This is a genomic window from uncultured Pseudoflavonifractor sp., from assembly GCF_944387805.1.
Lineage (GTDB): Bacteria > Bacillota > Clostridia > Oscillospirales > Oscillospiraceae > Pseudoflavonifractor.
In genome coordinates, this window is sequence record NZ_CALXGI010000020.1 from 16697 (window position 1) to 42067 (window position 25371).

24 protein-coding genes are annotated in these 25371 nt (G+C 62.5%); 6 read left to right on the forward strand and 18 right to left on the reverse strand.

The genetic code is table 11. The annotated features are described in order from the left end of the window. Window positions 1–22: 22 nt before the first annotated feature. Together Q0K06_RS07070 and Q0K06_RS07075 are read right to left on the reverse strand one after the other, a co-directional pair. Window positions 23–2167: a HAMP domain-containing sensor histidine kinase gene (locus tag Q0K06_RS07070; RefSeq protein WP_294550460.1), complete on the reverse strand. Its 2145-nt coding sequence runs from the start codon at window positions 2165–2167 to the stop codon at window positions 23–25. Between the two features lie 43 nt (window positions 2168–2210). Beyond that, window positions 2211–2903 carry a response regulator transcription factor gene (locus tag Q0K06_RS07075; RefSeq protein ID WP_294550463.1) on the reverse strand — a complete coding sequence of 231 codons (693 nt, stop codon included), beginning with the start codon at window positions 2901–2903 and terminating at the stop codon, window positions 2211–2213. 251 nt (window positions 2904–3154) lie between these two features. On the opposite strand from Q0K06_RS07075, the gene Q0K06_RS07080 reads away from it, so the two are divergent. From Q0K06_RS07080 to lepB (Q0K06_RS07105), 6 genes are all read left to right on the forward strand, one after another. Next, complete coding sequence (locus Q0K06_RS07080) at window positions 3155–3559, forward strand: PPC domain-containing DNA-binding protein (protein ID WP_294550465.1); 405 nt, start codon at window positions 3155–3157, stop codon at window positions 3557–3559. Beyond that, window positions 3556–4335, forward strand: a complete 780-nt coding sequence (locus Q0K06_RS07085; RefSeq protein WP_294550467.1) for a TIGR00282 family metallophosphoesterase — start codon at window positions 3556–3558, stop codon at window positions 4333–4335. Before Q0K06_RS07080 ends, Q0K06_RS07085 begins: the two co-directional genes overlap by 4 nt. A 28-nt stretch (window positions 4336–4363) precedes the next feature. Then, window positions 4364–5464, forward strand: a complete 1101-nt coding sequence (locus Q0K06_RS07090; protein ID WP_294550469.1) for a DNA repair exonuclease — start codon at window positions 4364–4366, stop codon at window positions 5462–5464. Next, window positions 5461–7731, forward strand: coding sequence for an AAA family ATPase (locus tag Q0K06_RS07095; RefSeq protein WP_294550471.1), 2271 nt, complete (start codon window positions 5461–5463; stop codon window positions 7729–7731). The genes Q0K06_RS07090 and Q0K06_RS07095 overlap by 4 nt, the downstream gene beginning before the upstream one ends. 106 nt (window positions 7732–7837) lie before the next feature. Beyond that, complete coding sequence (lepB, locus tag Q0K06_RS07100; protein ID WP_294550474.1) at window positions 7838–8425, forward strand: signal peptidase I; 588 nt, start codon at window positions 7838–7840, stop codon at window positions 8423–8425. A gap of 12 nt (window positions 8426–8437) precedes the next feature. Then, window positions 8438–9016, forward strand: a complete 579-nt coding sequence (gene lepB / locus Q0K06_RS07105) for a signal peptidase I (RefSeq protein WP_294550477.1) — start codon at window positions 8438–8440, stop codon at window positions 9014–9016. A 57-nt stretch (window positions 9017–9073) separates the two neighbouring features. Here lepB (Q0K06_RS07105) and Q0K06_RS07110 read toward each other — a convergent pair whose 3' ends face one another. From Q0K06_RS07110 to Q0K06_RS07185, 16 genes are all read right to left on the reverse strand, one after another. Next, window positions 9074–9316 carry an RNA-binding S4 domain-containing protein gene (locus tag Q0K06_RS07110; RefSeq protein ID WP_294550480.1) on the reverse strand — a complete coding sequence of 81 codons (243 nt, stop codon included), beginning with the start codon at window positions 9314–9316 and terminating at the stop codon, window positions 9074–9076. Window positions 9317–9380: 64 nt separating this feature from the next. After that, window positions 9381–9656 carry an HU family DNA-binding protein gene (locus Q0K06_RS07115; RefSeq protein ID WP_294550483.1) on the reverse strand — a complete coding sequence of 92 codons (276 nt, stop codon included), beginning with the start codon at window positions 9654–9656 and terminating at the stop codon, window positions 9381–9383. Between the two features lie 68 nt (window positions 9657–9724). After that, window positions 9725–10510 carry a nucleoside triphosphate pyrophosphohydrolase gene (mazG, locus tag Q0K06_RS07120; protein ID WP_294550488.1) on the reverse strand — a complete coding sequence of 262 codons (786 nt, stop codon included), beginning with the start codon at window positions 10508–10510 and terminating at the stop codon, window positions 9725–9727. A 123-nt stretch (window positions 10511–10633) separates the two neighbouring features. Next, window positions 10634–12274 carry a polysaccharide biosynthesis protein gene (locus tag Q0K06_RS07125; protein ID WP_294550490.1) on the reverse strand — a complete coding sequence of 547 codons (1641 nt, stop codon included), beginning with the start codon at window positions 12272–12274 and terminating at the stop codon, window positions 10634–10636. A gap of 57 nt (window positions 12275–12331) precedes the next feature. Then, window positions 12332–13633, reverse strand: coding sequence for an amidohydrolase (locus tag Q0K06_RS07130; RefSeq protein ID WP_294550492.1), 1302 nt, complete (start codon window positions 13631–13633; stop codon window positions 12332–12334). A 90-nt stretch (window positions 13634–13723) separates the two neighbouring features. Beyond that, window positions 13724–14548, reverse strand: a complete 825-nt coding sequence (locus Q0K06_RS07135) for a purine-nucleoside phosphorylase (protein ID WP_294550494.1) — start codon at window positions 14546–14548, stop codon at window positions 13724–13726. A gap of 86 nt (window positions 14549–14634) precedes the next feature. After that, entirely contained in the window at window positions 14635–15027 is a 393-nt protein-coding gene (locus Q0K06_RS07140; protein WP_294550496.1) for a zinc ribbon domain-containing protein, read from the reverse strand. 212 nt (window positions 15028–15239) lie between these two features. Further along, a complete protein-coding gene (locus Q0K06_RS07145) occupies window positions 15240–15932 on the reverse strand; it encodes a Crp/Fnr family transcriptional regulator (protein ID WP_294550498.1) in 693 nt (230 codons plus the stop codon). 180 nt (window positions 15933–16112) lie between these two features. After that, window positions 16113–18125, reverse strand: a complete 2013-nt coding sequence (locus tag Q0K06_RS07150; RefSeq protein WP_294550500.1) for an S-layer homology domain-containing protein — start codon at window positions 18123–18125, stop codon at window positions 16113–16115. A 75-nt stretch (window positions 18126–18200) separates the two neighbouring features. Then, window positions 18201–18893 (reverse strand): Crp/Fnr family transcriptional regulator, encoded by a 693-nt coding sequence (locus Q0K06_RS07155; protein WP_294550502.1) that lies wholly within the window; start codon window positions 18891–18893, stop codon window positions 18201–18203. Window positions 18894–19078: 185 nt separating this feature from the next. After that, the gene (locus Q0K06_RS07160; RefSeq protein WP_294550505.1) at window positions 19079–20833 is read right to left on the reverse strand and encodes an NADH-dependent [FeFe] hydrogenase, group A6; all 1755 of its coding nucleotides are present in this window, start codon (window positions 20831–20833) and stop codon (window positions 19079–19081) included. A gap of 15 nt (window positions 20834–20848) precedes the next feature. After that, window positions 20849–22651 carry an NADH-quinone oxidoreductase subunit NuoF gene (locus Q0K06_RS07165; protein ID WP_294550509.1) on the reverse strand — a complete coding sequence of 601 codons (1803 nt, stop codon included), beginning with the start codon at window positions 22649–22651 and terminating at the stop codon, window positions 20849–20851. A gap of 15 nt (window positions 22652–22666) precedes the next feature. Beyond that, on the reverse strand, window positions 22667–23035 hold the full coding sequence (locus Q0K06_RS07170) for a (2Fe-2S) ferredoxin domain-containing protein (protein ID WP_294550511.1): 369 nt from the start codon (window positions 23033–23035) through the stop codon (window positions 22667–22669). A gap of 125 nt (window positions 23036–23160) precedes the next feature. Continuing rightward, window positions 23161–23694 (reverse strand): ATP-binding protein, encoded by a 534-nt coding sequence (locus Q0K06_RS07175; protein WP_294550514.1) that lies wholly within the window; start codon window positions 23692–23694, stop codon window positions 23161–23163. Window positions 23695–23718: 24 nt separating this feature from the next. Beyond that, window positions 23719–24213, reverse strand: a complete 495-nt coding sequence (gene nuoE / locus Q0K06_RS07180) for an NADH-quinone oxidoreductase subunit NuoE (protein ID WP_294550516.1) — start codon at window positions 24211–24213, stop codon at window positions 23719–23721. Window positions 24214–24357: 144 nt separating this feature from the next. Beyond that, the gene (locus Q0K06_RS07185) at window positions 24358–25107 is read right to left on the reverse strand and encodes a PHP domain-containing protein (RefSeq protein ID WP_294550519.1); all 750 of its coding nucleotides are present in this window, start codon (window positions 25105–25107) and stop codon (window positions 24358–24360) included. Window positions 25108–25371: the final 264 nt, after the last annotated feature.

Here is a 25371-nt window from a genome sequence, read left to right on the forward strand (position 1 = left end):
ATTGTCCCGTGCCGGCGAAGGTTTATGCGCTGTGATCCAGGGGGGCGGAGCCGCTTTCCGGCTCTGCGGGCAGCTCGGGGATGGGCTCGGGCAGAGCCGCTGCCTCGGGGAGGGAGACAGAGGCCTTGAACAGGTCTCCGTCAATGTCCAGCCGGAAGGCGCCGCCCTGAAGCTCGGTCAGGCTGCGGGCGATGGACAGGCCCAGGCCGGAGCCCTCGGTGGTGCGGGACTCCTCGCCCCGGACGAAACGCTCCATCAGCCGATCCGGGGGGATGTTGAGCTGCTGGCGGGAGATGTTCTTCACGGACAGGGTGACCATGCCCTCCCAGCGCGTCACGTCCAGATAGATGCGGGTGCCCTCCAGGGCGTACTTGCAGCAGTTGGAGAACAGGTTGTCGATAACCCGCCACAGGTGGCGGCCGTCGGCCCAGATGAACAGCTCGTCGGCGGGCAGGGTGGGCACCGCCGTCAGATGACAGGCCTGGAACCGTTCTTCGTACTCCCCCAGCGCCTGGCCCACGAACTGGACGATGCCCAGCCGCTCCAGCGTGACGGGCAGACTGCCCGTGGAGGCCTTGCTGGCCTCCACCAGGTCCTCGGTCAGCTTTTTCAGCCGCTGGCTCTTCCGGTCCAGCACCTCCAGGTACTCCACCGCCTTGGGGTTGTCCAGCGGCTCCTTTTTCAGCAGGTCCACATAGTTGATAATGGAGGTGAGGGGAGTTTTCAGGTCGTGGGACACGTTGGTGATGAGCTCGGCCTTGAACCGCTCGGACTGCATCCGCTGGTCCACCGCCGCGCTCACCGCCGCGCCCAGGTCGTTGAGCTGCTCGGCATGCTCCCGCAGGTCCCGGTACATGCCGGTGGTGTCGATTTTGGTCTCCGGGTTACCGCCCACAATCTCCGCCGTGCCCGCCCGGATGGCCTTCCACTGGCGGTTCCACCGGCACAGGCACCAGAGCACAAAGCCCTGGTAGACCGGGATGAGCACCACGGTCAGACCGGTGAGCACGCTGCCCAGCAGGTAGAGCAAAAAGAGGGTTACAGTGCGGCGGCTCATGCTCCAGCCGTGGACCATCCGGGAAAGGCCGTGGACCATGGCCCTGAGCATCCGCCACAGGAGCATGGACTGCAGTAGGTTGTGGTTTTTCAGGCGGATGGCGGTGGTCATCAGCAGGCCCAGGGTGAGGGCTGCGCCGCCCATGGCGAACACGGCCAGGCCCACCAGCACAAAGAGGCGGGTGTTGCCCTGGTTGTACACATAGGACACCTGGTCCCCTGCGGAGAGCAGGGCGGCGGCCAGGAAAAAGTCCGCCAGCAGGTAGACGTCGTAGGGGATGCGCTCCTGCCAGGTGAGGGGCACGGAGCCGTCCTCCCGGCGGCGGCAGCAGTCCAGCAGCAGGCTGCGGATACCCGCCAGGCTCAGCAGGCAGAAGACCAGGGCGGCCAAGGCCACATAGGGCAGGCGGCTCTGGAGGTCGGCATAGGTCAAGCGGTTGCTGGAGTAGCGGTCCGGGATAACCATCGGGTTGGTAATACCCGCCTGAATGACCACCTCCTCCCGCTTGATGCGGGTGTCAAAGCTTTCGTCATAGACGTCAAAACTCTCGCCGTTAGAGTAGTAACCGTAGGCGTTGAAATGTTCCACGCTGTCCGCCGGGTCGCAGGCGACAAAGCCCTCCTCCGTGCGCACCATGCGGATATACCGATCCAGATTCTCATCGTAATAGGTGTAGTCGTCATAGGCCAGGTCGTTGCCGTAGGTAATGGTGGCGGCGTTGGTTATCTGAGCGCCGGTGGTGTCCACCAGGGATGCCCCGTTCAGATTGGAGGCCAGCAGGGCCCCGGACTGGTCGTGGACCTGGTAGCGGAAGTTGGTGTTTTCAGGGGAAAGCCGATCCTGAAGGCCGCTGAGCTGCTGCTCCTCCAGGTAGGACAGGTCTCCGCTCCAGCGCTCCCGCAGCAGGAGATCCACCAGCTGTTCCACCTGACTCAGGTCGGAGTACATGTCCTCCCGTGCGGTGTTGCTGTTGTAGTAGTCGCCGCCGGTCCACAGGTCGTCCCAGTTGACAGCGGTGAGCAGGCTGGAGAGAAAGGCCGCCGCCAGCACCGCCATGGTCAGGAGAAAGACCCCCGCCCGGGACACCGGATTGAAATTGAAGCTTCTCACAGAAATCAGCTCCTGTCAGTTGATTTGCCGGAGAAGCGGGGATTTACAGCTTCTCCATCTTATAGCCCAGGCCCCACACCACCTTGATATACCGGGGGTTGGCCGGGTCAATCTCGATTTTCTCCCGCAGGTGGCGGATGTGCACCGCCACCGTGTTCTCCGAGCCCAGGGAGGGGTCGTTCCACACCTGCTCGTAGATCTGGCTGGTGGAGTACACCCGGCCCGGGCTCCTGAGCAGCAGCTTGAGAATGTTGTATTCGATGGGGGTGAGGGACACGCTCTCCCCGTCCACAGTCACCGACTTGGCGCCGTCGTCCATGGCGATGCCGCCGTTGCGGATCACGTTGTCCTCGGTCTTCTCCCGGCCGCCCAGGGTGGTGTACCGCCGCAGCTGGCTCTTCACCCGGGCGATGACCTCAATGGGGTTGAAGGGCTTGGTGATATAGTCGTCGGCGCCGATGTTCAGGCCCAGAATCTTGTCCGAGTCCTCGCTCTTGGCGGTGAGCAGGATGATGGGGATGTTCTTGCTCTCCCGCAGCTTGGCGGTGGTGCGGATGCCGTCCAGTCCGGGCATCATCACATCCAGCAGCACCAGCTGGATGTCGTACTGGTCCACCATTTTCAGCGCCTCCAGGCCGTCATAGGCCTTATAGGTTTTGTACCCCTCGCTGGTGAGATAGATGTCCAGGGCGGAGACAATGTCCCTGTCGTCGTCACAGATGAGAATGTTGTACAACTTGTTCACCTCATGTCTGAAATTATCCTAGCACGGAAACTTTAAGCCGCAAGAACGGAAAGGTTTAAGAACTGTTTAAGAAGCGGGGCCCGGGGCCCGGCGTCCGCCCCCTATTCTACCCTATTTGCCTGCTGCTGGCAAATGAAAAACGCCGCCGTAGGAGAAAGCGCATTGCTCTGGCAGGAAAAATCGCATATAATATAAGTCTCACCTCTCCCTGTGGGAGAGGCGGACGGAAGGGAGGCATGTCTATGAAAACCCACTGCTTCCGGCTCCGGCGGGGAGAGGACCTGCTGGAAAAGCTGGAGGAATTCGCCCGGGAGCACCATGTCCCGGCGGCTGCTGTGGTGTCCGGGGTGGGCTGCGTCAGCCGGGCCCGGGTGCGGGACGCCTCGGGCGTCACGGTGCGCACTCTGGACGAGCCCCTGGAGATCGTCTCCCTGATGGGTACCCTGTCAGAGAAGCGGACCCACCTGCACATCTCCCTGTCCCGGGAGGACCTCACCACCCTGGGGGGCCACCTGATGGCGGGGTGCATTGTCAACACAACGGCGGAGATTGTGGTGCTGGAGCTGCCCGATGTCCGCTTTGACACAGAATTTGACCCGGAGACCGGCTATGACGAGCTGGTCATCCGGCAGGAGGAACAGCCATGATACTCAATCTGCTGGCCGTAGGGGACGTCACCTCGGACGACGGCCTGAACTATCTCTCCAAGCACCTGCGCCAGGTCAAGCGGCTCCACGGCGTCCACTTCACTGTGGTCAACGGGGAGAACGCCTCCGGCGTGGGTATCCTGCCCCGGCAGGCACAGGACATCTTCGATGCCGGAGCCGACGTCATCACCCTGGGCAATCACACCTGGAACCGCATCCAGATCGCCCCCTTCCTGGACGAGAACCAGTACATTCTCCGCCCCGCCAACTACACCAGCCGGGTGCCCGGCCGGGGCTGGGGGGTGTTTGAGGGGCCCCGGGGCATCCGCATCGGGGTGATGAACCTCATCGGCCGGTGCGAGATGGACTCCAATTTCGACAACCCATTCACCGTGGCCGACCGCATCCTGAAGGAGGGCGGCGCAGACATCGCAGTGGTGGACTTCCACGCCGAGGCCACCAGCGAGAAGGGGGCCATGGGCTACTATCTGGACGGCCGGGTTCAGGCGGTGTGGGGCACCCACACCCACGTGCCCACCGCCGACGCCCAGATTCTGCCCAAGGGCGCTGGCTTTGTCACCGACCTGGGCATGACAGGGCCCATCCGCTCCGTGCTGGGCATCAAGCCCGAGCAGTCCATCAACCGTTTCCTGGGCGGCCTGCCCCAGCGGTACGAATCGGCCGGGGGAGCGTGCAAGCTGGAGAGCGTGCTCTTCTCCATCGACACGGAGACCAAGCGGTGCGTGTCCGTGGAGCGGGTGGACATCCGGGACTGACCGGAAGAAAAAACCGGAGGAAAGAACCATGCTGAAGCTGATCCATGCCGCTGATTTTCATCTGAACGCGCCCTTTGCCGCCCTGCCCCCCGAGCGGGCGGCGGAGCGGCGGGAGGAGCAGCGGCAGCTCCTCACCCGTCTGGCCGAGCTGGCCGAGGCGGAGCGGGCCGATCTGGTGCTGCTATCCGGCGACCTGCTGGACAGCGATCAGGCCCGCTATGAGACCGTCCAGGCCCTGGCCCGGGCCCTGGGGGAGATGAAGGCCCCTGTGTTCATCGCCCCGGGCAACCACGACTTCTGGTCCGCCCGCTCTCCCTGGAGCGCCGGGGCCTGGCCGGAAAACGTACATATCTTTTCCCGCTCCACCCTGGAGACAGTGGAGCTGCCCGGACTGAACTGCGCCGTCCACGGCGCAGCCTTCATCGCCCCCTCCTGCGACCGGTCTCCTCTGAAGGGCTTTTCCGCCCCGGAGGACGGCAGAGTCCATCTGATGGTCCTCCACGGCGACGTGGACGGCAGAGGGCGGTACGGCTCCATCGACCGGGCGGACATTGCCGCCAGCGGCCTGGACTACCTGGCCCTGGGCCATATCCACGCCTGCTCCGGCCTCCGGAAGGAGGGAAACACCTGGTGGGCCTACCCCGGCTGCCCCGAGGGCCGTGGCTTTGACGAGCTGGGGGACAAGGGCGTGCTGGTGGTGGAAGTGGAGAAGGGGGAGGTCTCCGCCAAATTCGTGCCCCTGTGCCGCCGGCGCTATGAAATCCTCACCGTGGACCTGTCCGGCGGGGAAAATCCGGCGGAGACCCTGGCCGCTGCCCTGCCCAGAGACGGGGAGAACGACATCTGCCGCATCATCCTCACCGGAGAGAGCGGCGTGGAGGGTCTGGACCTGGAGGCGCTGGAGGCGGTGGCCCAGCCCTATTTTTACAGCGTCACCCTCCGGGACCGGACTCGGGTCCGCCGGGACCTGTGGAGCCGGGCGGAGGAGGACACCCTCACCGGGCTGTTTTTGCGGCAGATGCAGGCCAGACTGGCCCAGGCGGAGACCGGCGAGGACAGGGCCCTGGTGGAAAAAGCCGTCCGCTTCGGTCTGGCGGCGCTGGAGAACGGGGAGGACTGCTGCCCATGAGAATCATCAAGATGACGGCCACCTTCGGCCGCCTGAATCACGCCGTGCTGGAGCCCGGACCCGGCCTGAACCTGATTGTAGCCCCCAACGAGAGCGGAAAGTCCACCTGGTGCGCCTTCCTGCGCTCCATGCTCTACGGCATTCCCACCCGGGAGCGGGACCGGCAGGACTATATTGCCGAGAAGAACCGCTACCAGCCCTGGTCGGGCAGCGCCATGGAGGGCGCTCTGGAGCTGGAGTGGCAGGGGAGACAGATCACCATCCGGCGGGGCCCCAGGGGCACCACACCCTTCGGCGCCTTCTCCGCCGTGTACAGCGACACCGGAGAGCCCGTCCCCGGCCTCACCGCCGCCAACTGCGGGGAGACCATCCTGGGCGTGTCCCGGTCCGTGTTTGAGAAGTCCGCTTTTGTGGGCCAGGGGGGCGCGGCTATCTCCGCCGACGCCGAGCTGGAGCGGCGCATCGCCGCCCTGGTGTCCTCGGGGGAGGAGGACGTGTCCTACTCCCAGGTGGAGGATACTTTGAAGGAATGGCTCAGGCGGAGAAAGTACAACAAGAGCGGCCAGATTCCCCGGCTGGAGAACGAGCTGGCCGTGCTGGACGACACCCTGGCCCGGCAGGACCAGGCTGCCCGCCAGGCGGAGGAGGCCCGCCGGGACCTGGAGGAGCTGACCCGCTGGCGGGACAGCCTGAAGACCGCCATTGCCACCTGGCAGAGCCGGGAGAACCGGGAGCGGCGGCGCATGTGGGAGGAGGCCGCCGCCGAGCTGGAGAAGGCCAGAAACGAGGTGGCCGCCCTGGAGGCGGACCAGAACCGCCACGGCGCGCCTCCAGACCGGGAGACCCTGCGCCAGGCCCAGGAGGACCTGGCCTATCTCAAGACCATAAACGCCAACCTGAAACTGGCTGAGGGCCAGGTGCAGGAGGCGGAGGAGAGGGCCCGGACGGCCCAGGCGGAGACAGCGGACGCCCTCTTCCCGGACATGACTGCCGACCAGGCCTGGCAGCAGGCCTCGGGCCACAGCGCCCGGGTCACCGAGTGCCGGGCCCAGGCCGCCCGCGCGGTGCGGGCCGGGTGGGCGGGCGCCGCGGCGTCCGTGGCGGCAGGGGCGGCAATCGCCGCCGCCGGCTGGTTCCTGCTGCCCCAGGCCGGGTATATCCTGCCCATTGCAGGCGCTGCGGTGCTGGTCATCGGCGCGGCGGTCTCCCTGGCGCTGAGCCGGGGCAGGGCGGGCAGGCTGACCGCAGAGGCGGAGGAGCTGCTGGGCCGCTACTCCGCCGAGTATCCCGACGACATCATCGCCCGGGCCAACGCCTTCCGGGAGAAGTGGGTGGCCGCTCAGGAGGCCCGCCGGAACGCTGAGGCGGTGGCGGAGGCCCGCCGCCGGCTGATTGCCCAGCGGGACGAGCTCACCGGGGCACTGATGGACCTGGTCCACACCTTTGAGCCGGGCGTGCGGGACTTTTTCGGCGTGTCCGCCGCCATCTCCCGGGCATTGAACCTGGAGGAGCGGCTGTCCACCGCCCGGGTGCGGCTGGCCGGGGCGGAGAAGCTCTCCGCCAGCCTGCCAAAGCCCCAGGCCATTGAGATGGAAGGAGACCCGGACGGGGCCCTGCCCGAGCACTTTGATCCGCAGGAGGCTGCCGCCGCCCTCTCCTCCGCCGAGGGGGAGATGAGCCGGCTGCGCAGCCTCCAGGCCATGGCCCAGGGGGAGATGAACACCCTGGGCGACCCGGTGCTGTTCCAGTCCAGGCGGGAGGAACTGACCGAGGAGCTGTCCCGCCGCCGGGAGGAGTACGCCGCTCTCACCCTGGCCCTGGAGGGGCTGGAGGAGGCCAACAGCCAGCTCCGGTCCCGGTTCTCCCCGGCCCTCAACGCCCGGGCGGGGGAGCTGCTCTCCCGGCTCACCGGCGGAAAATACAGCCGGGTGACCCTGACCCGGGAGCTGGAGGCCTCCGCCGAGGAGGCGGACAGCCCTCTGCCCCGGCGGACCCTGCTGCTGTCCCAGGGCACGGCGGAGCAGGTCTATCTGGCGGTGCGGCTGGCGGTGTGCCGCCTGGCCCTGCCCAAGGAGGACCCGGCGCCCCTGGTGCTGGACGACGCTCTGGACGCCTTTGACGACAGCCGCATGGCCATGGCCCTGGATGTGCTGCGGGAGCTGGCAGAGGAGCGGCAGATTCTCCTCTTCACCTGCCACGGCCGGGAGGCAGAGTGCCTCAAGGATGCGGGAGACGTGAAGGTGCTCACCCTCTCCGGGGGACAGTGAGAACCCCGGACAACAGCCTGCCGGAATTACGTTTCGGCAGGCTGTTTCTTGCAATATGGGGCGGGGCGCGGTATAATATATCATCTGCGGGATAGGAGATGAGGACATGGCCCGGGGAAAGCGTGAGCTGAGACCCGAAATCGAGCAGCTGAAGGGAAAGGCCGCCTGGAAGGGGGACCTGTACCTCTGGCTTCAGGCCTTTGTGCTTATTTCTGTGGCGGTGGTGCTGTGCTTCGTCTATGTGGGGCGGGTGGTCACCGTGTCGGGCAGCTCCATGGAGCCCACCCTGCACAACGGGGACATGCTGCTGCTGCGCAGCGGCGCGGCCAGCGTGGAGCAGGGGGACATTGTGGTGCTGACCCAGGAGGCATTTCTCGACGAACCCATTGTGAAACGGGTCATCGCCACCGGAGGCCAGACCGTTGTCATCAACTATATAGAAAACAGCGTCAGCGTGGATGGGGAGCGGCTGGAGGAGCCCTATGTGGCGGAGGCCATGGTTCAGCCCGCCTTTTCCTCCTCGCCCGTGGAGACAGTGACGGTGCCCGAGGGCGAGATTTTCGTCATGGGGGACAATCGGAACCACTCCTCAGACAGCCGGCATCCCAACCTGGGCACAGTGGATCTGCGCTGTGTGCTGGGAGAGGCCCGGGCGGTGCTGTTCCCTCTGGGGCATCTGCAAACAATCCATTAGGAGGCATAACCAATGGCGGAAGAAAAGCAACCTGAGACAGAGGAGGAGCAGGGCCCTGCCCTGCCCCAGGCGCTGTATGACTGGCTCCAGGCCCTGGTCATGGCCCTGGTGTGCATCATCCTCATCTTTACTTTTGTGGGCCGGTTCATCTATGTGTCCGGCCATTCCATGGAGCCCACCCTGTACGACAAGGACATGATGATCATCCAGGAGCTGGGCTATACCCCCAGGCAGGGGGACGTGGTGGTGCTCACCAAGCCCTCCGAGATTGCCGACGGCCCCATCGTGAAGCGGGTCATCGCCACTGAGGGCCAGACCGTGGAGATCGACTACAACGCCTCCTGCGTCTATGTGGACGGAGAGAAGGTAGACGACAGCTACCTGGGCGAGCCCATGCGCCAGCCCGGCGACCCCAACATGAGCATCACATCGGTGACGGTGCCCGAGGGCTGCATCTTTGTCATGGGCGACAACCGCAACCACTCCAACGACAGCCGGGACGTGCGGCTGGGGGTCATCGACGAGCGGTATGTCATCGGCCGGGCGATCTTTGTGGTGCTGCCCTTCGAGGACTTTGGAGCCATCGAATAAATCAGGGCATAAAAAGAGCCGTGTGCGCGGTACTGCGCACACGGCTCTTTTCCGTTTTTATGCCAGCTCCCGGTACATGGCGGGGGCATCGTTCTTCTTTACAGCCTCGGACACGGCCAGAACCTCCACCCGTACGGCCTTCTCGCCGAAGCAGATCTCCAGCACGTCCCCCTCCTTCACGTCGTAGGAGGCCTTGACCGGGCGGCCGTTGGCGGTGACACGGGCGTTGTCGCAGGCCTCGTTGGCCACGGTGCGGCGTTTGATGAGGCGGGAGACTTTAAGCCATTTATCAAGTCGCATGGGAAAACTCCTCTCTGAAAAAGAGCGGCTCCGGGCATCCGGAGCCGCTCCATGTGGGATGAATTTACTGGGCCACGGCGTCCTTCAGGGCCTTGCCGGGCTTGAACACAGGCACCTTGGAGGCGGGAATCTCAATGCTCTCCTTGGTCTTGGGGTTGCGGCCGATGCGGGCGGCGCGGCTCTTCACCTCAAAAGAGCCGAAGCCCACCAGCTGGATCTTGTCGTTCTCGGCCAGAGCGGCGGAGATCACATCCAAAGCGGCGTTGAGGGCGTTCTCGGTGTCTTTCTTGGAGAGGCCAGCCTTTTCAGCGGCGGCGTTGATGAGTTCGGCTTTATTCATGGTAAAAATTCCTCCTACATTTTGGCAGCGGTTCTCCGCCGCAGTTATCACTTAAAGCGTATCCGCTGTTAAGCCTCGTGCTTGGCCTGCTCCCATAGCTTGTCCAATTCCGCCAAATCCATGTCCTCCATGGGGCGGCCGCCGGCCAGCTCCTCCACCCGGCGGAACCGGGAGATGAACTTCTCCGTGGCCTTCTGAAGCGCGGCCTCCGGATCTACTTTCACAAAGCGGGCGGCATTGACGGCGGAGAAGAGCAGATCGCCCAGCTCCTCCTCCACGTTGCTGTTCTCAGCCACGGCGGCCTTGAACTCAGTGAGCTCTTCGGACAGCTTGTCCACTGCGCCGGACACGTCCGGCCAGTCGAAGCCGGCTTTCTTTGCTTTTTTCTGGACCTTCTCGGCCCGCCACAGGGCAGGCAGAGAGCGGGCCACGGCGTTGAGGGCGTCGGTGTGGGTGGCCTGGTGCTTCTCCTTCCGCTTGAGGGCCTCCCAGTTGGTGAGGACCTCACCGGTGCCGGAGACGGCCACGTCGCCGAACACATGGGGGTGGCGGTAGATGAGCTTTTTGCACACCCCGTCAGCCACGCCGTTCAGATCAAAGGAGCCCTGTTCCTCCTCTATCCGGGCATGGAGGGCCACCTGGAGGAGCACATCGCCCAGCTCCTCCTTCAGGTGCTCGGCGCTGCCCTCGTCAATGGCCTCCACGGCCTCATAGGCCTCCTCAAGGAAATCCCGCCGGATGCTCTCGTGGGTCTGTTCGGCGTCCCAGGGGCAGCCGCCGGGCGAGCGGAGAATCCGCACAATTTCCACCAAATCGTTCACATCATAGGAATCCTTGTACTGAAAATCTACCATACTTTGTACACTCCTGCAAGCGCTTTTTGCCTTTTTTACACGCCGGATAGGGAAAAAAACGTTATTTTCATAGGACTGGCAGCCGCTCCGGGGCGCTGGCCGGGGCGGCTGCCGGGCTATTGATTATTTAATGTGCAGAATCCTGGCAATTTTGTCGCCTTTGGGCATGAGCTCCAGGTCCTCCCGGGAGATGACCCGCAGAGCCAGCACCAGCACCAGGTAAACCACCACGCCCACGCCGATGCCGCCGATGGTAGCCAGGGCGTTGCCAAAGTGGAGGAAGTTGGTGAGCAGGCCGTAGGTGGCCCAGGCGGCGGCGGCCATAATGGCCGAGGGCACAAAGGGCTTGAGGAAGGCCCGCAGGAAGCTGGGAGGCGCAGGGATGGAGCGGCGGATGATGAAAATCTCCAGGGCGCTGATGACAATGAAGCAGCACAGGGTGCCCACCGGGGCGCCGTTGATGCGGATGTCCGGATTGCCCACCAGGATGAAGTTGACAATCACCTTTACCACGCCGCCTATGATGACCGCCAGGATGGGCAGGTTGACCATGCCGTTAGCCTGGAGGATGGAGTTGCACAGCAGCTGGAGGGCCACAAAGATGGAGGCCAGGCCCAGTACGGACAGCAGGGGACCGGCCACCTCCACGTCAATGGCGGGGAAAAGCAGGCCCATGATGGGGCCGCCCAGGGCGAACAGGCCCATGCCCATGGGCAGGGCCAGCAGCAGGCCGATGCGCAGGGCGGACTCGCTGACCTTCTGGGCCCCCAGGTGGTCCCGCCGGGCCAGGCTGGCGGAGACGGCGGGGATGATGCAGGCGGTGAGGGGAACCATCATGGAGAAAGGCAGATTGTAGATGGACATGGTCTTGGAGTAGATGCCGTAGAGATTGCGGGCGGCGTCCAGGGCGGGGCCGGTGCCGTCGGCATTCAGAAGCAGGCCGTCCACATTCTCAAAGATGTTGGTGAGCTGGCTCATGACCAGCTTGGTGTCAACGAGGGTGACCAGAGAGGTGGCGGCGGAGCCCAGGGTGATGGGGATGGCCAGCCGCAGCAGATTGGCCAGAATGCGGCCGGAGCGCTCGGGGGTGTCGGTGGCATGGGTGCGGCGGCGTCCCCGGTCCCGGAAGAACAGAAATAGGATATACAACAGGGCCACCACGCTGCCGCAGGACACGCCGATGATGGCGCCTACGCTGCCCAGCTCGGGCTTCTGGACCACGTTGACCAGGAAGAGGGCCAGGGCCAGGCCCACCACCAGCTTGAAGAAGGCCTCGATGACCTGGGAGATGCCGGTGGGCATCATGTTGAAGTGGCCCTGGAAGTATCCGCGGAAGGCGGACATGACGCACACGCACAGCACCGACGGGGCCAGCGCCATGACGCAGTACACCGCCTTGGGGTTGCTGATGACGATCTGGGCCATAGGCGCGGCCAGCACGGTCATGCAGAAGAAGCTGACCAGGCCCAGGACAAGGAAGGTAACAAAAGCCACCCGGAAGGTGCGCTGGACCTGGTTGTGGCGGCCCAGGGCGTTGGCCTCGGAAATGGTCTTGGACAGGGCCACGGGCAGGCCGGCGGTGGAGATGGTGAGGAAGAAGTTATAGATGTTGTAGGCGCTGTTGTAGTCGGCCATCACCTCGTCGGAGAGAATGTTCCCCAGGGGGATGCGGTAAATGGCGCCGATGACCTTCACCAAAATGGCGCTGACAGCCAGAATGGCTGCGCCGCCGAAGAAGGTGCTTTTCTTTTCTGCGTTTGACAAGGGCTACATTCCTTTCACGGGACAGCCGCCGGGCGGCTGTGTTGGTTGGCGGGCGGCTCAGCCGAAGAGCAGGGGCAGGGCATACGCCTCAACCTCCCGCTTGACCCGGTCGATGTCAATGGTGAGGAAGGCCCCATCCTTGTATATGACCTTGCCCCGGCACATATTCATGGACACGTCGCAGCCGTGGGCGGCGTAGACCAGGTTGGAAATCACGTCGTGCCGGGGCATCAGGTTAATGTGGCTGAAGTCCACCAGGATGAGGTCGGCATCGCAGCCCACGGCAATACGGCCGGTGTTCCGGCCCAGGGCCTTTGCGCCGTTGACGGTAGCCATCCGCAGAGCGTCGGAGGGCAGCAGAGCCAGAGGATTGTGCTCCACCCCGTTCTGAAGCATGGCGGCGATCTTCATGTCCTCAAAGAGGTCGGTGGTGTTGTTGGAGGACACGCCGTCAGTGCCCAGGGCCACGTTGACCCCGGCCTTCCGCATGCCAATGACAGGGGCTACGCCGCTGCCCAGCTTCAGGTTGGAGCAGGGGTTGTGGACGGCGGACACGCCGTGCTCGGCCATGATAGCCCAGTCGTCCGGCGTGGTCCATACGCAGTGGGCGGCGATGGCCCGCACATCCCACAGGCCGTGCTTCTCCATCACCTGAACCGGGGTCATGCCCCAGCGGCTCAGGCACTCCTCATGCTCGGTTTTGGTCTCGGAGATATGGATGTGCATGCCCAGGCCTTTATCTCTGGCGTACTGGGCCACCCCGTCCCAAATCCGGGGGGCGGCGAAGGAGGTGTACTCCCCGTGGAGGCAGGCGTCAACGCGGATCTGGCCGTTGTTATACCCATGCCATTTGTCCACCAGCTCCCGGGTCTCCACGCAGGAGGTCCAGGTGGAGAAGTCGGCGGCGGGGTCAAAGGCGGTGACGCCCCGGGCGATGTTGGCGTTGATGCCGGCGGCGGCCACCTCCTGGCAGATCTCGTCGCAGAACATATACATGTCGGCCAGGCAGGTGGTGCCCGACATGATCATCTCGGCCAGGCCCAGGGCGGCGGCGGAGCGGATGGCCCGGCCGTCCCACTTGTCCTCCACCGGGAAGATAAATTTGTTCAGCCAGTCCTGGAGATTGTTGCCGTCGCCGTACCCCCGCATGAGGGTCATGGGCACATGGGTGTGGGCGTTGACCAGACCGGGCATGAGCACCTTGCCGGCGGCGTCAATAACCTCCTCAAAGGTCCCCTGTGGGCGCTCAGCGCCCACATAGGAGATCTTGTCCTCCTCCACAGCAACAAAGGCTCCTTCCAGCACCGTGTTTTTCTCATCCATCAGCACGGCGGTGGCGTTTTCAAACAAAACAGACATGGGAAAACCCCCTTATCTCAGAATTCAGTGGGGAAAAAACCGCGGAGACGGACGCCGGAACCGGCGCCGTCTCCCATGGAGCGGTTATCCTTACAGCTTCTTCAGGCAGGAGAGCACCAGCCGGGAGAATTTGTCCTTGCAGGCCTCGGCGGCGTCCAGCACCTCCTGCTCGCTGAGGGGCTGATCCAGGATGCCGGCGGCCATGTTGCTCAGCAGGGTGAAGCCCAGCACCTGCATGCCGCAGTGGCCGGCCACGATGACCTCGGGGGCAGTGGACATACCCACCGCGTCGCCGCCCAGGATACGGGCCGCCCGCACCTCGGCGGGAGTCTCGTACTGGGGACCGTAGCAGTAGAAGTAGACGCCCTCACGCAGCTCGATGCCCAGCTCGGCAGCGGCCTGACGGGCCAGATCCCGCAGGGCGGGGGTGTACAGGGAGGAGGCGTCGGGGAAGCGGACGCCGAACTCGGGCAGGTTCTCGCCCCGGAGGGGGGACTCGGAGAACATCTTGATGTGGTCGGTGATGAGCATCAGGTCGCCGGCCTTCCAGTCGGTGCGGACGCAGCCGGCGGCGTTGGTGACGATGAGGGTGTCGGCGCCCAGCAGGCGAAGCACACGCACGGCGTAGGACACCTCCTCATAGGAGTAGCCCTCGTAGTGGTGCATACGGCCCTGCATCACGGCCACAGGCTTGTCCTCCAGATAGCCGAACACCAGCTGGCCCTTATGGCCGGGAGCGGTGGAGGCCTTGAAGTGGGGAATCTCCTTATAGGGCACCACAATGGGCTCCTTCACCACGTCGCCCATGAAGCCCAGGCCGGAGCCCAGCACCATGGCTGCCTTGGGGATAAAGTCACCGATCTTGGAGCGGATGTAGTCTGCGCTCTCCTGATACTGGGCAAAGGTATAGTGCATACGATTGTCCTCCTTTGTAGTGGTTGGAGCCGGGCGGCGGGCCCGCCCGGCGTGAGTGGAAGGAAAGAAAACAAATCCGTCCGACGTCAGAAGGGCCGGCCGCAGCGCTTGCAGAACTTGTCGTCCCGGCCGCAGGAGGCGCCGCAGGCGGGGCACTCCTTGGCGTGCTTCAGGGCGGCAATGCGGTCCTTCAGTTCGTCGATGGCGCGATTCTTCTCGTCAATCTGGCCCAGAGTCTCCTCCAGCGCGGACTGGTCGGCGGAGCGGCCCAGATGGGTGTCGTAGACCGTCTGGCCTACCTCCCGTAGCAGGTTGTTGATGTCGGTCTTCAGGTCAAAAATCTTCATGTTCAGCTTGGCAATGTCCACAGTCTGCCCGGCGCATTTGGCGGCATACCGGGCGGTGGTGCCCGCAGCCTCGCTCACAGTCAGGGCAGTGCCTCTCACCCGATCCAGCAGCTCTCTCACGCGTTCATCCATACCGGAGAACCTCCTTTTTCAGCGTTCAGGCCATAGTATGCGGCAAGTCAGAGGTATTTTACACCAGAGGCGGGAAAAAAGCAACGGACACACGGCTGTTATCGGAGAAAAGCGGGACAAAACTTCCGTTCAAACTGGAAAAAACGGCAGAAAAAGCCCGCTGTTCCCCCGGATGGGAACAGCGGGCGGAAGAGACGCAACAGGAAGGGGCGTTAGTCGTTCCTACCCCAGTTTTCCGTCAGACGGGCGTACTGGTCCGCGTTGATGTGGACCTTGCCCCGGACGATGGAGAGATAGTCCCCGTCCTGGAGCTGCTGGAGGCAGCGGTCCACGGTCTTGGCGCTCATGATGAGCTCGCTGGACATGGTCTGACGGGTCTTGGTGACCACCGTCTCACGAGCGGCGGTGGGGGGCGTTATGGAGCAGTAGCGCAGCAGGTAGATGGCCACCTTGTCCAGGCTGGAGCGGAAGGCGGACTTGCCCCGGTAATAGGAGCTGTCATAGGTCTTGCGGTTGCACAGGGCGGAGACCATCCGCAGGAAGGGCAGGTCGTTGTCCAGCCAGCGGGAAACCATGGCAGCGTCGCAGCGGATCATGTCGCAGTCGGTGTTGGCCATGACATTGGAGGCGTAGACCGGCATGTCGGCCAGCAGCTCCAGGTCGGAGAGCATGCTGGGGGCGTCCAGGGTGATGAAGCTGGACTTCTTGCCGTCCTCCGTCTCGCTGAAGGTGAGCAGCTCGCCCATGAGCAGGAACCAGGCGTACTTTACCGGCTCCTCCTGGCGCACCACCACCTGCCCGGCGGGGACCCGGACCAGAGTGCCGCTGTCCAGCAATACAGGGGGGACCTTGTTGAGAAATTCCGCGACTTTCTTGCTGCTCTCGCGATAGCTGGTGAGATCCATGGTTGCCGCCTCCAGAAATGTGAAGTCAATGTGTCTTGCTCTCTATTTTACATAAGTACAGGGGAAAAAGCAATATAAAATTGGACAATTGGCTAAAATAGGAAGCGGAAGAACAAGCGAAAGATATAGAGAGAAAGGGCCGTGCTTACAGCACGGCCCTTTCCAAGTCAGGAAAAGTGGTTATTGGGCCAGGAACAATGCCAGCCGCTGGAGCATAACGGCGGCTTCGGATCGGCTGGCGGTTTCGTTAACAGCGAGCGTACCGTCAGAACGGCCATTTATTATTCCAGCGCCAACTGCCCACTGAAGTGCAGCGGGAGCACCAGCTCCATCGGAGAAGGAACTCAGATCGGCAGAGACAGTACGATTACCATCCATAAGAGCCATGAAATCATAGAGAGCCTGGGCAATCTGGCCGCGGGTGAGAGCGACAGAACCTGTGGGTAGAGCGTTCGAAGAAGCCCAACTAGTAGCGCTTTCTGCGGCAGGAGTACCAGCGAGAGCGTATAGGGCATTGGCCAGCATATCACCGGTAAAGCTACCGGCAGGATCAAAACCGCCATTAGAGGCAGTCATAAGACCGTTGGCATAGGCGTGGGCGGCAGCGTCCTCATACCAGGAGCCTGCGGCCACGTCAGTCCAGGGCGTGGGATGGTACACAGAGGTGCCGTCCTCTGCACGGCTGAACTGGGTGAAGAACTTCCAGATGCGCTCGGCAGAGGGAAGGTAAGCACTATGACCCAGCTTGGAGATCGAGGAGAGAAGAGTAGAGGGCACGCCGTCGCGGTCAAGCATCTCGTGGATGGACCAGATACCTGCGTCGCCGTGGTAGGCAGGGGCGCGGTTATAGGTATAGGTGCGGTCAAAGGTGGTGCCGAAGTAGTACTCCAGGCTCTCGTCATATATGCCGCTGTAAGTAAAGCCGTTCGTTTCTGCCAGCAAGGAGATGAAATCCACGGCGTAGGGGGTATCCTTGGGGAAGATGATGTGGAACTCTCCCTCACCGCCGATCCAGAAGGTGGGAATTTCCTGAGCAGGAACATCATAGGAAAAAGACTCTCGTCCCATATTGGGGATGGCCTCAGTGGGAGCAATGGCGGCAAAACGTTCGGTGTGCTCAAAACCGAGGGAGATAGTTTTCATTCCACCCATGGAGTAGCCGGTGGAGTAGACGCGGCTGGCGTCAATGGGATAGGTCTCAATGAGCTGATCCAGCAACTCTAACAGGTCAGCATTTGTCTGATTTCCGTTGACAGCCACAGTAAAAAAGCCGTACTGGTCACCCACAACGGGCCAGTCCATCAGATGGATATAGCCGTCAGGGTGCTGATTAGCCCCATGAAAGACAAAAACCAGGGGATACTTCCCGGAGGCAGCGGTGAGATCAATGGAGTCAGGCAGATAGATGCAGTACTCAAAGGAGACGCCGCTGGAGGCGGTAAAGCGCGTGACCCGCTCCTCAATACCGTAATCAGAATAGACTGAGTATTCGCCCACATAGGACACGCCGTCCATCATGCTCAGCCGGTTGGTGCGGCGAAGCGACGCCCAAGCGTTGAGGTTATCATCGCGGGAAAATTCGTCGGCATAGTGGAAGCCGGCGCCAAAGCCGTCCACCAGGTTGTCCCACTGGGCTACCCAGTATGTGGCGTCAGGTGTATCCAAATACTCTTTAACAAAGGCCTGGGCGCTGCCCTCGGCAAAGGTATAGAGGCGGAAGCGCCCGGCAAAGAGACGGCCGTCCTCTCCAATTCCGGTGTCGTAGGTGCCCTGCTGCTCCAGCTCATAGGTATAATCGTCGGTAATATTGGTGGCGAGGGTCTGCATCAGGGCATAATCGTCAGCCGTCCAGTTTTTCCCGTTGGAGGGGCTGACAAATACGATGTGGCCGTTTTCGTCGGCTGCCATCTGATCAAAGCCGCCGCGGGTCAGCGCTTCGTTGGCGGTGTCCTGTGTCCAGGCTTTATCGCCCAGGACAAAAATGACCGGCGTACTGTTTCCGCGGAACTTAAAGCCGTCGGGGATGTAGTGATAGTAGGTCGCCGTATTGGCTGGGGCGCTCTCGCTGCCCTTGACAACTGGCCAGGCAACCGTCTGCACCGTGACAGACGGACTGCTGTCAGCGGCCAGCGCCGGGAGACTGACAGAAAGCAACAGGGTCAGTACGAGCATTAAACTGAGTGCTTTTTTCATGTGGATCCTCCCTTGTTTCTTAGTATATCATTTCGGATTGTCGGTCCGTAATGACCTGTTTAAGCGGCAGACAAACTAAAGTTCCGGCAAAAAGTTGGAGAGAAGACGCTGATACTGGTCATAGCTAATGTGAATCTTGCCGTGGACGATGGAGAGATAATCCAGCTCCCGGAGGCGGATAATGCAGCGGTCCAGGGTCTTTTGACTAACCATGACCTCGCTGGCAATGAGCGCACGGGTGCGCTGAATGACAGTGTCCTGCTGAGGAGACGGAGCCCTGGCGGAGCAATACTGGAGAAGAAAGAGAGCAGTCTTATCTATACTGGAGCGGCAAGCAGAAGTGCCGCGCATATGGGAGAGAGCATAATTTTTCTTTGCTGTGATGGAGGTAACCAACCACAAAAATGAAATATCCTGGTGAAGTGTGGAGACAAAAAGGTCCAGCGGAATAGAGAGAGCCCAGCAGTCTGTGGCGGCGGCTACATTGGCAACATAAGTCTTTTCCCCTGCAAGAATCTCCAGATCTGAGATAATGGTGGGCGCGTTCATGGTCAGCAAAGTAGAGAATTTGCCATCTATGGTCTCGTTACAAGCCAAAAGCTCACCGCTTAGGGTGATATATACATGTTCCACAGGGTCATCACGCTTCACAAGGGTGTGCCCTAAGGGAAAATAAATTAAATTGGACTGGGAGAGAAGCGCAGGGGGAAGCTCATTGAGAAAAGAGGAAATGGAAGGGAAACGAATGGTCAGCGATGCAATATCCATAAAAAGGCTTCCTCTAAAGAAAAATAAGTCTAAGAAATAGAAGAGTAATATCATCTTTTTTATCTATTATACATAAAAGATGAAAAAAGAAAACGTCAAATGACTATTTTTGAAAATACGATAGAAAAATCAGAGCCGTCAAGCGACGGCTCTGATTTAAGCTCGCATCTGAAAAGTGTAGTATATCACTCAGTCCGGTACCGTTTCTGGGGGATATAGGTGGTGTGAAGCAGCTCGTGGGCCCGGTGCCCGCCGGGCTCGCCCAGGTACTCCTTGTACACCTGCTGGAGCACCGGATTCTCATGGCTGCGGCGGTAGGTCATGCCGGCATCCTGGGTGTAGAGGGCCTTGGCCCGGAGGGAGCGGATGTCAGTCCAGTTGCGCACGTCGGCGTGCTGAATGGGCTGGCCGCCGCCGTTGATGCAGCCGCCGGGACAGGCCATAATCTCGATAAAGTCGTACTGCATCTGGCCGGATTTGACCCCGTCCAGCACCTTCTTGGCGTTGGCCAGGCCGGAGACCGCGCACACCCGGACAGTCTTGCCGGGCAGGTCGTAGCTGGCCTCCTTGATGCCGGCCATACCACGGACCTCCGTGAAGTCCAGGGGCTTCATTTCGCCCTTGGTGACAATCTCCACCACGGTGCGCAGGGCCGCCTCCATCACGCCGCCGGAGGCGCCGAAGATGGTGGCCGCGCCGGTAGACACGCCCAGCATCTCGTCAAACTGGCCGTCAGGCAGGTTCTGGAACAGCAGGCCGGCCCGGGTGATCATCCGGCCCAGCTCCCGGGTAGTGAGGGAGATGTCCACAGGCAGCCAGCCGTGCTGGCGCATCTCCTCCCGCCGTACTTCGTACTTCTTGGCGGTGCAGGGCATGACGGACACCACCACAATGTCCAGGGGGTTGATGCCCATCTTCTCGGCGTAGTAGGTCTTGACCAGAGAGCCGAACATCTGCTGCGGGGACTTGCAGGTGGACAGGTTGGGAATCATCTCGGGGTAGTGCTGCTCGCAGAACCGGATCCATCCGGGGGAGCAGGAGGTGATGAGGGGCAGAGTTCCCCCCTCCTGGAGGCGGTGGAGGAACTCGGTGCCCTCCTCCATGATGGTGAAGTCGGCGGCGTTGTCCACGTCAAATACCTTGTCAAAGCCCAGACGGCGCAGGGCGGTGACCATCTTGCCCTCCACATTGGTGCCGATAGGCATGCCGAAGCACTCGCCCAGGGTCACCCGGATGGAGGGAGCGGGGCCCACCACCACGTGCTTGGTGGGGTCGTTGAGGGCGGCCCACACCTTGGCGGTGTCGTCCTTCTCCTGGAGGGCGCCGGTGGGGCAGGCCACGATGCACTGGCCGCAGGACACGCAGTCCACCTCGTTCAGGTCCCGGTCAAAGGCGCAGCCCACGTGGGTGGCAAAGCCCCGGTCGTTGCAGCCGATGACGCCCACCTCCTGACTCTTGCGGCACACGGCGGTGCACCGGCGGCACAGGACGCACTTGGAGTTGTCCCGGACCAGATGGGGCGCGGAGTCCTCAATCTGGGGGGGCAGGTTGTCGGCGGCGTACCGCACGGCGTCGATGCCCAGGTCCCGGGCCAGATCCTGCAGCTCGCAGCGGCCGCTGCGGGAGCAGGTGAGGCAGTCCATCCGGTGGTTGGACAGAATCAGCTCCAGGGTGAGCTGGCGGGAGTGGCGGACCTTCTCGGTGTTGGTAAAGACCTCCATCCCCTCGCTGACCGGGTACACGCAGGAGGCCACCAGGCTCTTGGCGCCCTTGACCTCCACCACGCAGATACGGCAGGCGCCAATCTCATTGATGTCCTTGAGGAAGCACAGGGAGGGAATTCTGATGCCTGCGTTCCGGGCCGCCTCCAGCACGGAGGTGCCGGCGGGCACAGAGACCGGGATATTGTCGATTTTCAGATTGACCATTTTCTGTTCCATCTTCTTTCCCCTCCTTTAGCCCTTGAGAATGGCGCTGAAGCGGCAGTTATCCATACAGACGCCGCACTTGATGCACTTGCTCTGGTCGATGACATGGGGCGCGCGGACCGCGCCGGAGATGGCGCCTGCCGGGCAGTTCTTGGCGCAGAGGGTGCAGCCCTTGCACTTGGCGGGGTCGATGGTATAGCGCAGCAGGTTCTTGCATACGCCGGCGGGGCAGCGCTTCTCCACCACGTGGGCCACATACTCATCCCGGAAGTGCTTCAGGGTGGACAGCACCGGGTTGGGTGCGGTCTGGCCCAGGCCGCACAGGGCGCTGGACTTCAGGTGGTAGCACAGCTCCTCGATGGTGTCCAGGTCCTCCAGGGTGCCCTCGCCCTCGGTGATCTTGGTCAGCAGGCCCAGCAGACGCTTGGTGCCGATGCGGCACACTGAGCACTTGCCGCAGCTCTCGTCCACGATGAACTCCAGGAAGAACTTGGCGATGTCCACCATGCAGTTGTCCTCATCCATGACGATGAGGCCGCCAGAGCCCATCATGGAGCCGATGGCGCCCAGGGAGTCGTAGTCCATGGGGGTGTCGATGAGGCTGGCGGGGATGCAGCCGCCGGAGGGGCCGCCGGTCTGGGCGGCCTTGAACTTCTTGCCGTTGGGGCAGCCGCCGCCGATGTCCTCGATGACGGTGCGCAGGGGGGTACCCATGGGGATCTCCACCAGGCCGGTGTTGGTGATCTTGCCGCCCAGGGCAAAGACCTTGGTGCCGGTGGACTTGGGGGTGCCGATGGCGGCGAACTTGTCGGCGCCGTTGTTGAGAATCCAGGTGATGTTGGCGTAGGTCTCCACGTTGTTGAGCAGGGTGGGACGCTCAAAGAGACCCTTGTTGGCGGGGAAGGGAGGACGGGGATGGGGCTCGCCACGCTTGCCCTCGATGGAGGTCATAAGGGCGGTTTCCTCGCCGCAGACGAAGGCGCCCGCGCCCAAGCGCAGCTCCAGATTGAAGGAGAAACCGGAATCAAAGATGTTGTCGCCCAGCAGGCCGTAGTCCTTGGCCTGCTTGATGGCGATCTCCAGACGCTTGACGGCGATGGGGTACTCGGCGCGGACGTAGATGTAGCCCTGCTGAGCGCCGATGCAGTAGCCGGCAATGGCCATGGCCTCAATGACGCTGTGGGGGTCGCCCTCCAGCACGGAGCGGTCCATGAAGGCGCCGGGGTCGCCCTCGTCGGCGTTGCAGCAGACGAACTTCACCCCGTCGGGGGAGACGGCGTCATGGGTGAACTGCCACTTCCGGCCCGTGGGGAAGCCGGCGCCGCCCCGGCCCCGGAGGCCGGAGGCCAGAATCTCGTCGATGATCTGCTGGGGCGGGATCTTCTCGGTGAGGATGCGGCCCAGGGCGGCGTATCCGTCCACACCGATGTACTCGTCGATATCCTCGGGGTTGATAACGCCGCAGTTGCGCAGGGCGATGCGCAGCTGGTGCTTGTAGAAGGTGGTCTCGGACAGGCTGGTGGCGGTGCCGCCCTCGTCGCTCTCCATGTGGAGCAGCCGCTGGACGATACGGCCCTTGACGATGTGCTCGGAGACAATCTCGGGCACGTCAGCCGGGGTGACCTTGGTGTAGCAGGCGCCCTCGGGGTAGATCATGACGATGGGGCCCATGGCGCACAGGCCGAAGCAGCCGGTCTTGACCACCTGGGCCTCCTTGGCCATGCCCTGGGCCTCCAGCTCGCGCTCAAAGGCCTCAATGATCTTCAGGCTGTTGGAGGAGGTGCAGCCGGTGCCGGTACAGACCAGGATGTGGGATCGAACCAGATTCATGCCGCATACCCTCCTTTATTCCGCCGCGCCGATGGTGTACTCGGTCACCACCTGGCGGTTGACCAGATGGTCGGCCACAATCCTGGGCACCATCTCGGGCTTGAGTTTGACATAGGTGACCTTCTCCTCGCCGGGGACGTATACCTCGGCGATGGGCTCCAGCCGGCACACGCCGATGCAGCCGGTCTGGGTGACGGTGACGTCTTTCAGATTTCGCTTGTTGACCTCCTCCAGGAAGGCCTCCAGGACGGGACGGGCGCCGGCGGCGATGCCGCAGGTGGCCATGCCCACCACCACGCGGATGGTATTCTCATCGGACTCACGCAGACCGACCTGCTTCTGCATGCGGTCCCGGATGGCCTTCAGTTCTTCCAGGCTTTTCACAAATTCATCCCCCATTCAAACAAGTTGGCTTCCGCCCGGACGGAGCGCGCCCCGCCGGGCTGCCGCCGGCACGGGGAGACCCCGCCGCGGTCCTGTCAGCGGGATGGAAACATCCCGCGCCGTGATCAAACGCTCTGCTCCAGATCCTCCAGATAGCCCCGCATCCACACGGCCACCTCCGGCTCGGCCAGGGAGATGCCCTCCCCCAGCACGGCGCGGATCTCCCGGGTGTCAAAGGTAAAGGAGCTCCGGGGCGTGGTGTGGGTGTAGATGGTGTCCACCTCCGGCGCGCCCTGCACCAGCAGGGCCACCGTACCCGCCATGTCGCCCAGGGGAGGGCAGTCGATGTGGCCGGTGCAAAACCGGGCGGTCACCGTGGTGCCCACCCCCACCGTGCTCTCAATGGCCAGGCTGCCACCGGTCTGCTCCGCCGCCATGCGGAGGAGGGGCAGGCCCAGGCCCACCTTGCGGGTGGTGCGGGTAGTGGTGAAGGGGTCGGTGACCGATGCCAGAAATTCCGGCGTCATGCCCCGGCCGTTGTCCCCGATGACCAGGGTGATCTGTCCGTCCTGATCGGTCAGGGACAGCTCCAGCCTGGTGCATCCGGCGGAAATGGAGTTCTGGGCAATGTCCAGAATGTGAAGGGAAAGCTCTTTCATTATTCCGCTCCCTCCGGCGGACAATTATTCGTATTTGTCAAGGATAGGCCCGACCTGGTCGGGGGTGAGGCGGCCGTATACATCGGAGCCCACCATCATGACCGGGGCCAGACCGCAGGCGCCCACGCAGCGGCAGGCGTCCAGAGAGAACTTGCCGTCCGGGGTAATGGAGCCGGGACGGATACCCAGCTTCTTCTCTACCGCGGAGAGAATGTCCGCCGCGCCCTTGACGTAACAGGCGGTGCCCAGACAGACGGAAATCTGGTGCCGGCCCTTGGGATTCATGGAGAACTGGGCGTAAAATGAGGCGACGCCATAGACCTCGGAGAGGGGAATGTCCAGCCCCTCCGCAATCATAATCTGAACCTCTTCCGGCAGGTAGCCGAAAATCTCCTGAGCGGCCTGGAGCACGGGCATGGTGGAGCCGGGCTGACCCTTGTGCTCGGCGATGACCTGGCGCAGCCGCTCCTCCTGCTCAGGCGTCCCGTTGTAGGGCACAACGGTCTTGCAGTTTGGCATGTAGGTGTCCTCCTTTTTCGTATATGTTCTCAATGTATGGGCTTTGTTTTGGCCTAATATTTGTTCATTATATCTAACTTTTTTGAAGGGTGCAAGAGGCAATCCGGACAATTGTCAAAATTATGTGGGAAAAGGGTTGAAAATTCAAGGTGACATTGTTTTGAAAGCCTTGAAATCAGGGCGCTTGAGCCAGCTCAGCAGAGCGGCCGGATTTTTTTCTGTCAGCGTGATCTGCTGGCAGGCGTCCATGACCTGATCCAGATAGTGGGCGTCCGAAGCGGTGATCACCGGCAGCCCCTTCAAATCGGGCCGGTCCAGAAAGCTGGGGGGACAGGCGCGGGAAACCTCCGCGAAGGGAAAGCCCAGCTCCGGGTCCCACAGGCCCAGGTTGGAGATGAGGGAGAAGGAGGGGCGGTCGATGTGGGCGGGCCAGCAGACCCCGCCCAGGGCCGCCACCAGGCCGGGCGCCTCATAGATGCCGATGCCGGTGGCGGCGGAGAGCATGCGCCGCTCCTCACCCAGCGCGGTGTCCCGGCTGTCCATCTTCACCTGAGGGCCAAAGATTCGTGGGTTATTCTCCAGGGGCGGCAGGCGGCGGAATACTTCGGCTTCAAAGACCCGGGCGGCATCCAGATCCCCGAATACGCACACCAGGTGGACCTCCTCGGCAGTGGTCAGCTCCATCCCCGGCAGGGCGATGATGCCATACCGTTCCGCAGCCTCACAGAAGGCGGCGCAGTTGCCCACCGTGTTGTGGTCAGTGAGGGCGGCGGCCTCAATGCCCGCCAGCGCACACATTCCCGCCAGGTTGGCGGGGGTGTTGTCTTCAGAGCCACAGGGCGACAGACAGGAATGGAGATGCAGATCGAAAGTAAGGTTTGGGATGGAACTCACCGCCTTTCAGCATCAGAAGGGCAACACCTGTCTGACGCCCTAACAGGCGTTTTGCGGAGCAAAACCCTGATGCCGGGCGGATTCACTCCGCCCGAGCAGATAAAAAAGACGGGGTCCCCGCCCGGCTAAAGCCGGGTGGGGCGACAGACAGGAGTGGAGATGCAGATCGAAAGTAAGATTTGGGATAGAACTCACCGCCTTTCAGCATCAGAAGGGCAACACCTGTCTGACGCCCTAACAGGCGTTTTGCGGAGCAAAACCCTG